Below are 15,106 nucleotides of genomic sequence, written 5' to 3'. Positions count from 1 at the left end.
CGTTTTTTTATAAAAATCAAGTCATCATGCGCAATGAAAGAATCCATTTTGAGCAGTCTTTGTCTAAATGGATTCTTTTTCTTTGGACTAAAATAAGTGTTTATAAGATCTTGTTAATCAAAATTTTTTATAAAGCTACACTTTGAATTAATTCGACTATTTGATTAGTACATGAAAGCAGTCATTTTAAACTTCAATTATTATAGGAAGAATCATTGGTTTTCTTTTTGTATGTGAGTATATAAACTGACCAAGTGTTTCTCTTATATCTCTTTTAAGAACATTCCATTGGCTAATATTTTCTTTTTGTAAATTGTTAATGGTTGTTACAACTAGTTGATTAATTTTCTTCAAGAAATCTTCCGAATCGCGAACGTATACAAATCCACGAGAAATCGTGTCTGGACCAGAAATAATTTTCCCATCCGTTTTACTAAGAGTGATAACTATAACAAGCATACCATCCTCAGACAGCTGTTTGCGGTCACGTAAAAGAATATTTCCAACATCACCAATGCCCAATCCATCTACATATATATTCCCTGCAGGTATTCGTCTAGATTGACGAGCAACTTGGTTGCTTATATCGACAACATCACCATTGTTAATAACATAAATATTATCTTTCTTAACACCAACGGATTCTGCTAATAAGCGATGATGATGTAACATTCTAAATTCGCCATGAATAGGAATGAAATATTTTGGTTTCATTAAAGTGAGCATTAATTTTAATTCTTCTTGATAGGCATGTCCGGAAACATGCATTCCCGTTGAACTTCCCGATCCATAAATAACATTAGCTCCCAATAGAAATAAATTATCTATAATACGTGAAACATTGCGTTCATTTCCTGGTATAGGAGTTGCAGCTATAATCACAGTATCTTCAGGCAGGATATCCACCTGTCGATAGTTTCCACTGGCTAAACGAGATAGAGCAGCTAGAGGTTCACCTTGACTACCAGTACAAAGAATAGCTACTCTTTCTGGATCCATTCGATTGATTTCATTTGCTTCAATTAACATCCCTTCAGGAATATCCAAATAACCTTGCTCCAGTGCAACAGACACTACATTTACCATGCTCCTCCCAAGCAAGGCGAGCTTTCGATTTGTTTTTAAAGCAGCATTTATCACTTGCTGTACACGATTAACGTTAGAAGCAAAGGTAGAGATAACAACTTTTCTGCGAGCTTTGATGAAGGCTTCTTCAATATGTTCGCCTACAAATCGTTCTGATGGAGTGAATCCTGGACGTTCCGCATTCGTACTTTCAGAGAGTAGAGCTAAAACGCCATTACTTCCGATTTTAGCCATTTTATGAATATCCGGATATTGATTATTTACAGGAGTCAAATCAAATTTGAAGTCGCCTGTATGTACGACTGTACCTTCTGGTGTATGAAAAGCAATACCAAGGCAATCAGGAATACTATGATTCGTTTTGAAAAAAGTTAGACTTATCTGTCCGAACTCAATTAATGATTCAGAGTTAATAACAAACAACTGCGTTAGATTTTGAAGTCCGTGTTCTTTTAATTTCATTTCAATTAACCCTAGCGTTAGGCGTGTTGCATAAATTGGTACATTCAATTGTTTTAATAGATACGGGATGCCCCCAATATGATCCTCATGTCCATGTGTAACAACTAAAGCCCGAATCTTATCCTTATTTTCTTGCAAGTATGTAATGTCAGGGATAACCAAATCAATTCCTAATAAACTCTCATCCGGAAACTTAGAACCGCAATCGATTACCACGATATCGTCTGCATATTGTATTGCATACATATTTTTGCCTATTTCATTTACGCCGCCTAAAGCAAAAATGGATAATGTATTTTCTACTGTACTCAAAATTAATATCCTCCTTTTTAAAACATGCAAGTATGTCCGAAGAAATACGGAATTTTTTTTATGATTACCCATCTAACTAAATGTTATTCCAATTTATGATGAAATAAATATTCATTTTTCTATGTGTTTAGCCATACATTCACAATTTAATTTCCTTACATTAAGATTACATTTTTATAAGGTTGATGATATAAGGCTCCATGTGGTTTAGGGAACATTATTGGAAGGTGAGAGGGCAAGAACAGTCTAAGTAAAGAAGGCGGGAAAATTAATGAAAGAATGGATTTCTCAAGTTTTTCATGAATTAGAAGAACACGGTGATTTTTCTAGCAAAAGGACAATTTTTGAAGCCAATAATTTTTATGGATTTCCATTCAAACAAACATACGTTCTTGTATTTTGTTTGTGTGTCGTTGATAATAATACATATAGAAAACGATTTGTATGAAATGGAGGAATTTATAATGATACCTATTACAATACCTGATCTTTCGTCAAGGCCGTTTCATGTGAAGATTGAACGCCTGATGGATGCATCGCCTAAAGTGCTTTTCCGAGCTTGGACGGAACAATTTGACCATTGGTTTGCAGCACCTGGAACGATGTTAATGAAGGGGGAAGTCAACACGGTCTTCTTTTTTGAGACAATCTACAAACCCGAAATGCATAGTGAGGCACAGCGTCATCCTCATTACGGACGATTTCTGAGGCTTGAGCAAGACTGTCTCGTCGAAATGACGTGGGTTACTGGTACTGGGGGAACAAAGGGTGCTGAGACCGTTGTCACAGTTGAACTTGAACCTTTCGGCAATGGCACCCAACTACGCCTTGCGCACGCAGGGTTTCCAGATGAGGAGTCAAAGAACCAGCACGAACAGGCATGGCCGATTGTGCTTGAACAGCTAGACAGGTGTATGAGAGAACGGGACCAATTTAATAAATAATAAGAGATTCATTACATGCATCAAAAGGGAGTAATTTAGGTATGAATAACTTGACGAAATTTAAAATATTAAAGCCAGCTAATGAAGTATTTGAAGCTTTCGTAGATCCTGCAAAAATCGGGAACTTTTGGTTCTCTTCGAGTTCTGAAAGATGGGAACAAGGCAAGACGGTTACATTGAGATATGACGAATACGATGCTCAAGGGGATATAAAAATATTGGAAGTAGAGGTAAATAAGAAAATCGTGTTTCAGTGGGGTGCAAATGGGGAAGGGCATATTGTTACGATTACGCTAAAAGAGTTGGATAATTCGAGTACAATTATTGAAGTTAACGAAGAAGGTTTTAAAGAAAATGATGATGAGTTAATAAGTCAATTGGTAGATAATAAAGAGGGATGGGTTTATATGTTAACCTGTTTGAAGGGTTATTTAGAATTTGGGATTAATAAATTGAGAGCAGGATTACTTAAATAACATTTTGTCTAAAAGGAGCCTTTTGGCTCTTTTTATTATATATTTGCACTCGAACCCTAAAAACAGGTATTTTGATGTGTGTTCAAAATACCTGTTGCTTAATTCATTCGATTGCTATACACACATTAATGATTTGGATACGTTTCTTTCAAAAAACTTACAGATTGTTTGATTATCGCTTTTAGAATATTAATATCAATGTCTGCTACTTTATTAATGTATATACACGATTTTCCAGACGTGTATTTTCCAAAGTCTTTTAATAGTTCTTCTCGTTTAGGATCACCAGTTGCAAAATATAAACTAATTTTGGCTTTTCGGGGTGAAAAGCCTACTAATGGTGCATCACCTTCATGACCGGATGCGTATTTATAATGGTACGTACCAAATCCAATAATGCTCGGTCCCCACATCTTCGCTGTATAACCTGTTGTTTCAGTAAATATATCTAATAATTGATATGCGTTTTCCCGTTTTTTAAGGCTGTCAACATTTTCAATAAACTCAATTACACTATTGTTGGTTTCTGTTGTTTTGAGTTTGTACATAATAGAGTCGCTCCTTTTTAGAAATAAGTTTCACCATATACGTAATTATAATACAGAGTTTGAATCAAAGTCACAGAACCTTAGGTATAGTTTACATTCATTTCCTTGATTTTATCGCAACTTACCCATTTTCTCTAAAATCACTAACAAAAGTATACATTCAAAACGTGATAAATAAAAAGGGAATTAAACAGTATTAGTAAATAAACCATCTGTCCATATTTCTTCAATATGTTCTTTCAATTCCTCTAAAACTTCTTCTAATAGTTCACTAATAAATTCTCCTATAATCCTAGATCCAGGTATGTTTCTAGAAGTAGGTAAACCAAAAAATGTTCGTTCACACTTCCAAATTGGAACCACATATGTTGAAACAAGCAATACGAGGAAGAAATGTACGAGGTGTCCTTCTTCATTCTGATCAAGGAAGTATTTATACAGCGAAAGAATTTCAAGTATACGCAAAAGAAAAAGGCATTATCACAAGCATGTCTCGGAAAGGAAACTGCCATGATAATGCTGTGATGGAAAGCTTCTTCGGACATTTGAAGAGTGAAGCTTTCTACTCACAAAAGATAACAAAAGTATCCAACACAACTGTGCGAAAGATTGTGCTAGAGTACATTCATTACTATATAAATACAAATTAAAAAACCGACATAAAACCCTTCTTTTTAGGCGGGAGAGAGCATCCGGCCATGCATAGCCGCGGTCAGATCCTTTTCCTGCCCAGACATAGTGAAAACAAAGAGAGAAAACGAGTGCAGGTCACCTTTTGTTATCCATAGCCGCGGCTATATGTCGAAAAATCAAAATGGATTTATATACAATTGTGTGCGAATTCAAGAAAAATTAAACTACCTGTTCCCTAAAGAATATAGAGAACAGGTAGTTTAGGTGTTTTGATGTGTGTCCCATTTTCAGGGTTCACTTCACCTACTAAACATATTATATATAACCTATTCATATACATAGTATAGTATGGATATGAATAGGGGTAAGGGGTGATTTTAATGTCTAAAGACCAGCCTATTCCCGGACACTTTGTTATGGATCCTCAACGTGCCATGCTTCTACCTCCAGAACTGAAAGCCGCACCTTCCGAATCATTAACAGAACAACTATTTATTGAAAGGTCCTTAACTGAAAATCAATTTTGGTTACGGATTATGAAGGAACATGCTCTTTTTCTTAGTGAAGGATTTAATCGAAATGATAAAAATTTAATTCAACAAGTAAATCAGTTTTTTCACCTTTTTGATCGACATTTACAAAAAGCATTTTCTATTCCTCAAACTGTTCAAGCGGTTAGACAATTAAACGAAGAAAGTATTCAGCTTGTTTACGCTTTCCGTAATTATAAAAGGAATCTTTTAATTTTAATTATTAATTGTAAGGTAAAAGGATTTAACTTTCCGTTATTAGTAGATCATATTGCACGCGAAGCAGAATATTTTATGAGGAGTCTTCAAAAATTTAATGAAGGAAAGATGGATCCAATTCAAGATGCAATCATTAGTGAAAATGTATTTTGGTTACGAATCATGATGGAACATTCTCGTTTTATTGCTTCTTTGCTTGATCAATCAGAGAGGAATTTAGTTCATACTGCTTTAAAATTCGGTGATGATTTTGAAGTTCTTCTCAATCAAGCTAGGGATGTTGAATCAATGCTTTATCAGAAAGAACCAACATATCCGATTATTGGGAAAATGAATAAGGATAGTGAGAATGCTACTGTTGAATTAAGAAACTTCAAAAAAGCTGGATTGGAACTCATTCAAACATGTCAAATTCGAAGTGTAATTAATCCATTATTAGCTGATCATGTTACAAGAGAAGCTGAGCATTTCCTCTTTATGATTCATGTTTTAGAACAACGAGTAAAACAAAAACAAATGGAACAATCTATACAATAACTTTATTACGTAATCTCCGGCATTAATTACTTACAGTATTGTGGATACAATATATTTATGTAAGGAATTAAAAATGCTTTGTCAGAGCTTATGTATCCCATTATAGCCTCTTATGATCGCTTTGCTATAAACATTGTAACAATTTTTTTGTAGTATCTTCCAGGGAGTATTTTTAATATAACTTTTAAAAAAATATTTGAATTTAATAGAAGAATTATAACTATTTTTAATAAATGTATATTTGAATGAGATATGCATTTATTAGAAAATAAATTAGTTTAAAAAGAGAAAAAATGTAATGTGAAAGTTACCTTTACTACAGAGTGAAAACTGATAAAATCAAAAAAAGCTAGTAAAGATAATTTTTCCACTGACACAGTAGTTGTGTTGAGGGAGGATTGTTTTTACTTGAAAAATAAACTTAAGATCTATAAAAAGAGGAATCCATTTTGGATTCCTCTTTGGTTTTACACTTTGAAATATATACTTATAAAAAATTCTAAATTAGTTACTATCATTTTACATGTATCTGAACTAAAACGCTTGTTTTATCAATGTATATATATAATTTATTATGAATTTTTTATGAGAAGCAATGAAATTCCTAACCTCTTAAGGACAATGAATAATATCATAATGCATAGTAATTGTATAATTTATTATCATTATAATAATAAAAAACAATGAAAACATGTTAATTTTATAACGATATAATAGTATTTATAAATAGTTTGTTTAATTTTGTGATTAAGATTATTCTTATGTATATAGAGAGTTAATCTCAAAAAGATATGAATATCTATTCTATAAAAATTTATATTAATATAATATTAGCGATAGTCTTTTTGGAAGTTTAAATTGATCCAAATTTAACTAGTTTTATAAAGTAAATAATATAATTCTTAAATTTATGCATAATTATTAAAACTAAGTAATGCTGAGTGACTGTGCTATTTTGTATATTGGATAAATGACTAGAATACGATGTTTTATCTTTTTGAATCAAAATCAAGTAAATTTGATTGGGGATTTTTAGAATGAAAGATAGAGAGGGAGGAAATAAAATGAAACACAAAGCAGCTAAGATGAAAAACAAACAAAAAATGATAGGGCTTTCTTTAACGGCAGCTATGTTAGCAACTGGGATGGCAACATTAACACAGCCAGAAGTAACACATGCGAAGGAAAATGAAAAGACAGTTGATGCGGCAGCATTAATGCCTTCTCAAGAGAATAAAAACGTTTTAGTAGGGTATTGGCATAATTGGACTTCTGATGGTAATGATGGTTATCAACAGGGGACGTCTGCAAATGTTAAATTATCTGAAGTTCATCAAGATTATAATGTCATTGATGTTTCTTTTATGAAAGCAAACGGTAGCCAACCTATCCCTACATTCAAACCAGATGGGATGTCAGACACAGAATTCCGTGCAGAAGTCGCAAAACTAAATGCTGGAGGTCGCTCAGTCTTAATTGCATTAGGCGGTGCGGATGCACATATTGAACTAAAAACAGGTGATGAGCAAGCTTTAGCTGACGAAATTATTCGTCTAGTTGAAACGTATGGCTTTGATGGTGTAGATATTGATTTGGAACAATCAGCTATTACTGCTGGAGACAATCAAACTGTTATTCCTAAAGCATTAAAAATGGTTAAAGATCATTATCGATCTAAAGGATTAAACTTTATGATCACGATGGCACCTGAATTTCCTTATTTGAAAAAAGATGGAAATTACGCACCGTATATCCAAGGATTAGAAGGATATTATGACTTTATTAATCCACAATTTTATAATCAAGCTGGCGATGGCTTTTGGTCAGAGGAACTTAATCAGTGGGTTTCACAAGATAACGATGCATTAAAAGCAGTATTTTTATATAATATGGCGGACTTTTTTATTCATGGAAAGCAAGGATTTCTTCAAATTCCAGCAGATAAATTTGTAATTGGTTTACCAAGTAACCCAGATGCAGCAGCAAATGGTTATGTAAAAGATCCTCAAGCTGTGTCGAACGTACTATCACGCTTAGAGCAAGATGGAAATCCAATTAAGGGATTAATGACTTGGTCCATTAACTGGGATGCAGGTAAGGATAAAAATGGAAATAGCTATAATAACAGTTTTGTGAAAACGTATGGTCCAATGATTCATGATGGCACAAATCCTACGCCAGATCAAGAAGCACCAACAGTTCCAATGAATCTTGTATCCACAGAACAAACTGCTACAACAATTCGTTTACAGTGGAGTGCATCTACGGATAATGTTGGAGTAAAAGAATACGAGGTTTATCGAAATGGTACAAAAGTTGGGACAACCTCTTCTACTGAATATGCCGACACAGGCTTACAAGCAGATACTACGTACAATTATACAGTTAAAGCAGTAGATGCTGCAGAAAATACATCTGAAAATAGCGAAATCGTGACTGCAACAACGAAAAGTGAAGATGTAAATGAAGTACCACCGACTGCTCCAACAGAATTGCATACAACTGGAGTTACGACAAATAGCGTAGACTTAATGTGGGGTGCTTCTACAAGTAATGTTGGGGTGAAAGAATACGAGATTTATCGAGATGGTATAAAAGTTGGAACAACCTCTTCTACTCAATATACAGATACAGGATTGCAAGCAAACACTGCATACACGTATACAGTTAAAGCGGTAGATATCGAAGGAAGAACATCTGAAGCAAGTAATAAAATTACAGTAACAACAAAAGAAGATATCTCATCTGAATATGAGCAGTGGGATCCATATGGAACATATAATGAGGGAGACCGAGTAGAACACCAAGGGAAAATTTATGAAGCGGTCCAAAGTTATAAAGGAAATGGAGATCCAAATTGGATATTTTCTCTAGCTTTATGGAAAGAAGTTAACTAATTCATCCTGCTATTCGCGGGCAGTAATATCCCCACCTCAAAGTTTTGCAAGAAGGAAAGTAGTTAGGTGGGTGATGAAGCCACCTTTTTTATTAAAATTTCGAATTATATTAATAATATAATGATACATTTTTTATCTTTTTTAAGGCTATTAATCTATATGGATAGAAGTTAGTACAAAATAGAAGGGATGTTTTTGAATGTTTCTTCTGTTTTGACTGTGATTGACCAAGAATAAAAAATATAACAACCAGAATCTAGTTTTCTTTTTATCTTTTTGCATCAAAGCCCTCGTATATAAAAAATTGATTATCATGTAACAAACAGAAAGTAAAGGGGATTAATAAGATGGAAAATAAATTTTCATTTGGTTTTACAAAAAAGAGTGTAAAAAAAATGGGTGTAAGTGCTGTCGTATTAGCAGCTGGTATTGTGGGAACTACTTTAATACCTGAAAATGCATATGCACATGGATTTGTCGAAAAACCTGGTAGCCGAGCTGCATTAAGTGCTCCAACTTATGGAGCACTTAACTTAAATTGCGGAGATGTAATGTATGAACCACAGAGTTTAGAAGCACCGAAAGGATTTCCACTAGATGGTGGGCCGGCAGATGGACAGATTGCTTCTGCTGGTGGTAAATTTGGTGGAATTCTAGACCAACAAACAGCTGATCGTTGGTTTAAGAATACAATTACTGGTGGTGAAAATACTTTTACATGGAAATATAATGCACCGCATTTAACAAGCCAATGGCACTATTATATTACAAAAAAAGGATGGGATCCTAATCAACCTCTAACTCGTGCTGATTTTGAACCTATTGGAGTTATCGAACATGACGGTTCTGCAGCATATAATAATCTATCGCATAAAATTAACGTACCGACAGACCGTAGTGGATACCATGTGATTTTGGCTGTTTGGGATGTATATGATACTGCGAACGCTTTTTATAATGTAATCGATGTTAATTTAATTAATGATGAAAATCCAGATACAGAAGCTCCAACACAACCACAAGGATTACATGCAGAGAAAGTTACAGCAAACAGTGTAGGATTAAGCTGGGAGCCTTCTACAGATAACGTAGGGGTGAAAGAGTATCAAGTATTACGTGATGGACAAGTAATTGGAACTGTACCAGGAACAACATTTACAGATGGAAAATTAACGGCTAATACAGAATATACATATACAGTGAAGGCTGTAGATACAGCAGGAAATGTTTCTGAGGAAAGTGAATCTGTTGTTGCAAAGACAGGAAACGAAGTTCCAGATACGGAAGCACCGACGCAGCCAAAAGGACTACATAGTATGGGGGAAACATCATCTAGTGTAGACTTAATGTGGAGTCCATCAGAAGACAATGTAGCAGTTGATCATTATGCTGTATACAGAGAAACAGAAAGTGGACAAATGGTAGTAGTTGGAACATCTAACACTGCATCATTTATGGACAAGAACTTACAAGCAAATACAACATATAAGTACACAGTTACGGCGGTTGATGCAGCAGGAAATGAATCGATTCAAAGTAATATTCTGACTGTAACTACAAAAGAGCAGAGTTCATCTTATGAACAATGGGATCCAAATAAAGCATATACAAAGGGTGATAGAGTAGAACATCAGGGGAAAGCTTATGAAGCGGTTCAAAGTTATCAAGGAAACGGCGATCCAAGCTGGATATTTGCTTTATCGTTATGGAAAGCAATTTAATTTAAGTACAATTCAATAGAAATAGAGAGCCTAGAGGGTTTTGGTGCAAAAAGCTGAAAATAAACATACTAAAAAAGAGTTATAATATTTTTTAACTCTTTTTTAGTACTATATAAATCCATTTGATTTTTCGACATATAGCCACGGCTATGGATAACAAAAAGTGACCTGCACTCGTTTTCTCTCTTTGTTTTCACTATGTCTGGGCAGGAAAAGGATCTGACCGCTTCTATGCATGGCCGGATGCTCTCTCCCACCTAAAAAGAAGGGGTTTATGTCGGTTTTTTAATTTGTATTTATATATAAATTATTTTTTATTACGCCTGTATTTACATGTCTATCAATATAAGATTTTGAAGTACCTTCAATTATCTTTTCGCAGTTGTTAATAAGAATTCAGCTCATTTTTTTGTTTTTTGGAACATTGTAATTTCACCGTGAAGGGAACAAAAAGAATGACAAAAAAATATATAACTATAAAAATACTTGTAATAACATTGATTGTCTTTTCTCCTCACTGGGTTAAGGCTCATGTAAAATGGTTTACCACAGTTGAGCCAGAGAAAAAAAACCTACAAGATATAATAAATCCACTGTTTATGATGGTTGCGCTATTATCAGCTATTCTATTAGCCATTTTACCTTTCGTTCTAGCTAAAATGACGGAATGGAAATGGTCACAAAAAACTGAAGCAAGATTGAAATCTTACAATAATTATTCCCAATATATCTTAAAATATGGAACCGCAATATCTCTAACACTCCAAATATTATCAGGTACTCTTTTCGCACCTGAATTTCCTATTCAATCAGAGATAATAATTTGGATGATATGGGGAATTATTATTTCATTAACGATCCCTCATTATATTGCAACTAAAATTGGTGCCTTTGGAATACTAAGTTTATATTCATGGCTTACAATAGAAAAATGTTTTACATGCACAATTGATTATATATTTTATGTAGCCATTGCAATTGCATTATTTTTAAGTCATACCAAAAAAGAAAAGTGGGGTATCCCCATATTATATTTTGGTACAGGTTTTTCCCTTTGTTGGGTTGCAATTGAAAAACTTGTCTATCCATTAATGGCTGTGGATGTTGTAATAAAACATAGTGTTCCAACATTTGGTTTTACACCCGATGTTTTTATCTTATTGTGTGCATTTATTGAAATTATAATTGGTTATTTATTGCTTATCGGGATATTAAATAGGACACTTGCTGTTATTGTAACCATTGTTTTCATATTAACAACACTTATATTTGGTATACCAGAGATTATTGGTCATTTTATGTTACATATTGTATTAATTGTATTTTTAATTGAAGGAGCAACAGATTATCCTATGCCAATTAAAATACATGAAAAGAGAATAAAACAAGTATTCTTCATATTTATTAACTTTTTCTTTATGCTATTTACAATGTTAAGTTTATATTATGTTTATATGAAATAATATAAACTTATAATTAAGGCGGATATAGAAACAATCTAAGCTGAATAAATCTCCACTAATCAAAGTTTCACTTTATAGGGTACCGCCACATCGCTAGCGAGCTAACAAAAAGAAATATCCCAAAAACAAAAAAATACGCTATTCTTTCTGTAGAATCATAGGAAAGGATGGCGTTTTTTGTATGTCTGTTTCTGTATCTATATAAATCCATTTTGATTTTTCGACATATAGCCGTAGTTATGGATAACAAAAGGTGACCTGCACTCGTTTTCTCTCTTTGTTTTCACTATGTCTGGGCAGGAAAAGGATCTGACCGCTTCTATGCATGGCCGGATGCTCTCTCCTACCTAAAAAGAAGGGTTTTATGTCGGTTTTTTAATTTGTATTTATATAACAAGTTACAACTGTTTGCACAGGAGATTCAGAGCTTTTTATCCCCAAATACCTTACAGAATCTAGCTAAAGATGTTGGGGTTGTACAACTTACGTGGACAGTTCCTCCACATTTGTCTATGAGAATTCAGCTCATTGTTTTCGTTTTGGGAACAACGAATTTATTAACTTAATAGCGATGGAGGGACCCCTTTAAGGTCTAAAAATTTCATTTTATAGGTTTATCCCGCTATTCATGGGCAGTAAAACCTCCATCTCAAAATTCAGCAAAAAGCAAAGAAGTATCGCTACACAGACCCGGTATAGGTGTTTTTTTTATAATTATTGAAATTAAATTTTAAGTTATGTAAAAAAATATTGAAATTATATTTCAAAGATGGTATTCTGTATTCAGATAAAGAAAACGTTTTCGGTAAATACTTTCAAGAAAAAGAAAACGATTTCAGTAAATGCTTTCAATAAAAAGAAAAGGATGATATAGATATGTTAGAAAATTTAACAACAGAAACCCGTAATGAAAAAACAATGAACTTAGATGAAATGTCAACAATAGAATTTCTTACAGTAATGAACGAAGAGGATGCAAAAGTAGCAGAGGGAGTGAAGTTAGAACTTCCACAAATTGCAAAGGCAGTAGAAGCAATTGTAGAAGCGAAAAGAAAAGGAGGACGCTTAATTTATATTGGTGCTGGAACAAGTGGTCGCATTGGTTTGCTAGATGCAGTTGAATGTCCGCCAACTTTTGGTACAGAACCTGAAGAAGTAGTTGGATTAATTGCTGGTGGCGAGAAAGCTTTTATCAAAGCAGTAGAAGGCGCAGAAGACAGTGAAGAATTAGGAATTCAAGATTTAAAGGACATTCATTTAACGAATAAAGACATCGTAGTAGGAATTGCTGCAAGTGGACGTACTCCATATGTAATTGGTGGTTTAGAATATGCGAATTCTATTGGAGCACAAACAGTAGCAGTAAGTTGTAATAAAGGTTCAGCAATTGGGAAAAAGGCAAATATTGCTATTGAAGTTAATAATGGACCAGAGGTATTAACGGGTTCTACTCGATTGAAATCTGGTACTTCTCAAAAATTAGTTTGTAATATGCTTTCAACAGCATCTATGGTTGGGGTTGGAAAAGTATATGGAAACTTGATGGTAGATGTACAATTAACAAACAAAAAGCTTGTAGAACGTGCCAAACGTATTGTAATGGAAGCTACGTCTTGTGACTATGAAACAGCTGAATTATATTTAGCAAAGGCTGATAATAAGCCGAAAATTGCAATTGTAATGATTTTAACAGGTTTTTCAAAAGAAGAAGCAGTGCAACGATTAGAAGAAACTCAAGGTTTTATTCGTCAAGCAGTTAAATAATAGAAAGTGAGCGAGGTGTTTATCATGAGTAAATATCATAATATGGCATCTGAAATATTAGAGGCTATTGGTGGAAGTGAGAATGTAGCATCTTATACAAATTGTATGACACGTCTTCGTATAACACCAGTAAATCGAAGCAAAATTAATGAAGAAGCTGTAAAAAAAGTTAACGGAGTTCTTGGAGTTGTTGATGATGAAACGTATCAAGTTATTCTTGGGCCGGGTGTTGTTACAAAAGTAGCAGAGCAGTTCAATATTGCTGTAGCACAGAAAAAAGATAAATCTGTTAGCGCACCATCTTCTTCTGCTGAAGATTTACAAGCAAAAGGTGCAGAAATGAAAGCTGAATTAAAGAAAAAGAATAGTACACCTTTCAAAACATTTTTGAGGAAAATTGGAAGTATATTCATCCCTTTAATACCAGCATTTGTTGGAGCTGGTTTAATTGCGGGGATTGCATCGATTTTGTCAAATAACATTACTGCGGGAAACTTAGACAGTGCTACATGGCAGCAATATGTAACCATTTTTAACGTTATTAAAAATGCAATATTTGGTTACTTGGTTATTTATGTTGGAATTAATGCAGCAAAAGAATTTGGGGCAACACCATCTCTTGGTGGAGTAATCGGTGGTGTAACGCTTTTAACAGGCGTAACAGCTGACCTTCCAATACACAATATATTCAACGGTCAACCACTATCACCAGGACAAGGTGGAGTACTTGGTGTTCTATTAGCTGCTTGGATTTTATCAATTGTTGAAAAGCAATTACGTAAATTTGTTCCTGATGCAATAGACATTATTGTTACACCAACAATTGCATTGTTAGTAGTTGGACTAATTACAATTTTCTTCATTATGCCATTTGCTGGTTTTATATCAAATAATTTAATTGGTGCAATTAACTGGACATTAGTACACGGAAGTGTATTCTCAGGGTTTGTACTTGGAGCAGCGTTCTTACCACTTGTTATGTTAGGGCTGCATCAAGTATTAATACCAATTCATATTGAAATGATTAATACAATAGGTGCGACACAATTACTTCCTATTCTTTCAATGGCAGGTGCTGGACAAGTTGGTGCAGCAATTGCATTATGGCTTCGCTGCAGAAAGAATAAGTCATTAACAAATATGATAAAAGGTGCACTTCCAGTTGGTATCCTTGGAATTGGTGAACCGCTTATTTACGGTGTAACATTGCCACTAGGACGTCCTTTTATTACAGCTTGTATTGGCGGAGGTATTGGCGGAGCAGTTATTGGTTTATTGGGTCACGTTGGCGCAATTGCAATTGGACCATCGGGTATGGCTTTAATTCCATTAATTGCAAACGGAGCATGGTTGAACTATGTAATTGGATTATTTGCTGGATATGCTGCTGGATTTGTTCTCACATATTTCTTTGGTGTACCAAAAGAAGCAATGGTGGAACAAGAATAATAGTGCGGAATTTTGAGAGAGTACGATTAATCCTTTGGATAGTCGTACTTTTTTTTATATAATAA

The 15,106-nt window shown here is 34.0% G+C and carries 11 protein-coding genes and 1 pseudogene; 10 read left to right on the top strand and 2 right to left on the bottom strand.

Features of this window, described 5'->3' with window-relative positions; genetic code table 11:
• Nucleotides 1-186: 186 nt before the first annotated feature.
• Complete coding sequence (locus QRE67_RS17245) at nucleotides 187-1,860, bottom strand: ribonuclease J (RefSeq protein ID WP_286121452.1); 1,674 nt, start codon at nucleotides 1,858-1,860, stop codon at nucleotides 187-189.
• Between the two features lie 271 nt (nucleotides 1,861-2,131).
• Here QRE67_RS17245 and QRE67_RS17240 point away from each other — a divergent pair, with 271 nt between their 5' ends.
• The 3 genes from QRE67_RS17240 to QRE67_RS17230 are packed head-to-tail and all read left to right on the top strand — an operon-like array spanning nucleotide 2,132 to nucleotide 3,280.
• Complete coding sequence (locus QRE67_RS17240; RefSeq protein WP_286125390.1) at nucleotides 2,132-2,308, top strand: hypothetical protein; 177 nt, start codon at nucleotides 2,132-2,134, stop codon at nucleotides 2,306-2,308.
• Nucleotides 2,309-2,324: 16 nt separating this feature from the next.
• Nucleotides 2,325-2,804 (top strand): SRPBCC family protein, encoded by a 480-nt coding sequence (locus tag QRE67_RS17235; RefSeq protein ID WP_483298686.1) that lies wholly within the window; start codon nucleotides 2,325-2,327, stop codon nucleotides 2,802-2,804.
• Nucleotides 2,805-2,845: 41 nt separating this feature from the next.
• Entirely contained in the window at nucleotides 2,846-3,280 is a 435-nt protein-coding gene (locus QRE67_RS17230) for an SRPBCC family protein (RefSeq protein ID WP_286121450.1), read from the top strand.
• 125 nt (nucleotides 3,281-3,405) lie between these two features.
• Here QRE67_RS17230 and QRE67_RS17225 read toward each other — a convergent pair whose 3' ends face one another.
• Nucleotides 3,406-3,828 carry a DUF1801 domain-containing protein gene (locus QRE67_RS17225; protein ID WP_286121449.1) on the bottom strand — a complete coding sequence of 141 codons (423 nt, stop codon included), beginning with the start codon at nucleotides 3,826-3,828 and terminating at the stop codon, nucleotides 3,406-3,408.
• 362 nt (nucleotides 3,829-4,190) lie between these two features.
• Here QRE67_RS17225 and QRE67_RS17220 point away from each other — a divergent pair.
• The 7 genes and pseudogenes from QRE67_RS17220 to QRE67_RS17190 all read left to right on the top strand — a co-directional run.
• Nucleotides 4,191-4,463, top strand: a pseudogene (locus tag QRE67_RS17220) (DDE-type integrase/transposase/recombinase); the annotation flags it as partial.
• Nucleotides 4,464-4,841: 378 nt separating this feature from the next.
• Nucleotides 4,842-5,747, top strand: a complete 906-nt coding sequence (locus QRE67_RS17215; protein ID WP_286121448.1) for a DUF2935 domain-containing protein — start codon at nucleotides 4,842-4,844, stop codon at nucleotides 5,745-5,747.
• Between the two features lie 1,064 nt (nucleotides 5,748-6,811).
• Entirely contained in the window at nucleotides 6,812-8,644 is a 1,833-nt protein-coding gene (locus tag QRE67_RS17210) for a fibronectin type III domain-containing protein (protein ID WP_286121447.1), read from the top strand.
• Nucleotides 8,645-8,991: 347 nt separating this feature from the next.
• Nucleotides 8,992-10,365 (top strand): lytic polysaccharide monooxygenase, encoded by a 1,374-nt coding sequence (locus QRE67_RS17205; protein ID WP_286121446.1) that lies wholly within the window; start codon nucleotides 8,992-8,994, stop codon nucleotides 10,363-10,365.
• Between the two features lie 455 nt (nucleotides 10,366-10,820).
• Nucleotides 10,821-11,828, top strand: coding sequence for a hypothetical protein (locus QRE67_RS17200; RefSeq protein ID WP_286121445.1), 1,008 nt, complete (start codon nucleotides 10,821-10,823; stop codon nucleotides 11,826-11,828).
• A gap of 876 nt (nucleotides 11,829-12,704) precedes the next feature.
• A complete protein-coding gene (murQ, locus tag QRE67_RS17195) occupies nucleotides 12,705-13,592 on the top strand; it encodes an N-acetylmuramic acid 6-phosphate etherase (protein ID WP_286121444.1) in 888 nt (295 codons plus the stop codon).
• A 24-nt stretch (nucleotides 13,593-13,616) separates the two neighbouring features.
• Nucleotides 13,617-15,041 (top strand): PTS transporter subunit EIIC, encoded by a 1,425-nt coding sequence (locus QRE67_RS17190; RefSeq protein WP_286121442.1) that lies wholly within the window; start codon nucleotides 13,617-13,619, stop codon nucleotides 15,039-15,041.
• Nucleotides 15,042-15,106 lie beyond the last annotated feature (65 nt).

This window comes from Bacillus sp. DX3.1 (assembly GCF_030292155.1).
Lineage (GTDB): Bacteria > Bacillota > Bacilli > Bacillales > Bacillaceae_G > Bacillus_A.
The sequence above is the reverse complement of the archived record's forward strand: the minus strand, read 5'-3'. Positions and strand labels throughout refer to the sequence as shown.

Bases quoted from the DNA above. Each gene is read 5' to 3' on its own strand.
- QRE67_RS17240 (WP_286125390.1), top strand. From the start codon at position 2,132: ATGAAAGAATGGATTTCTCAAGTTTTTCATGAATTAGAAGAACACGGT.
- QRE67_RS17235 (WP_483298686.1), top strand. From the start codon at position 2,325: ATGATACCTATTACAATACCTGATCTTTCGTCAAGGCCGTTTCATGTG.
- QRE67_RS17230 (WP_286121450.1), top strand. From the start codon at position 2,846: ATGAATAACTTGACGAAATTTAAAATATTAAAGCCAGCTAATGAAGTA.
- QRE67_RS17225 (WP_286121449.1), bottom strand. From the start codon at position 3,828: ATGTACAAACTCAAAACAACAGAAACCAACAATAGTGTAATTGAGTTT.
- QRE67_RS17215 (WP_286121448.1), top strand. From the start codon at position 4,842: ATGTCTAAAGACCAGCCTATTCCCGGACACTTTGTTATGGATCCTCAA.
- QRE67_RS17210 (WP_286121447.1), top strand. From the start codon at position 6,812: ATGAAACACAAAGCAGCTAAGATGAAAAACAAACAAAAAATGATAGGG.
- QRE67_RS17205 (WP_286121446.1), top strand. From the start codon at position 8,992: ATGGAAAATAAATTTTCATTTGGTTTTACAAAAAAGAGTGTAAAAAAA.
- QRE67_RS17200 (WP_286121445.1), top strand. From the start codon at position 10,821: ATGACAAAAAAATATATAACTATAAAAATACTTGTAATAACATTGATT.
- murQ (WP_286121444.1), top strand. From the start codon at position 12,705: ATGTTAGAAAATTTAACAACAGAAACCCGTAATGAAAAAACAATGAAC.
- QRE67_RS17190 (WP_286121442.1), top strand. From the start codon at position 13,617: ATGAGTAAATATCATAATATGGCATCTGAAATATTAGAGGCTATTGGT.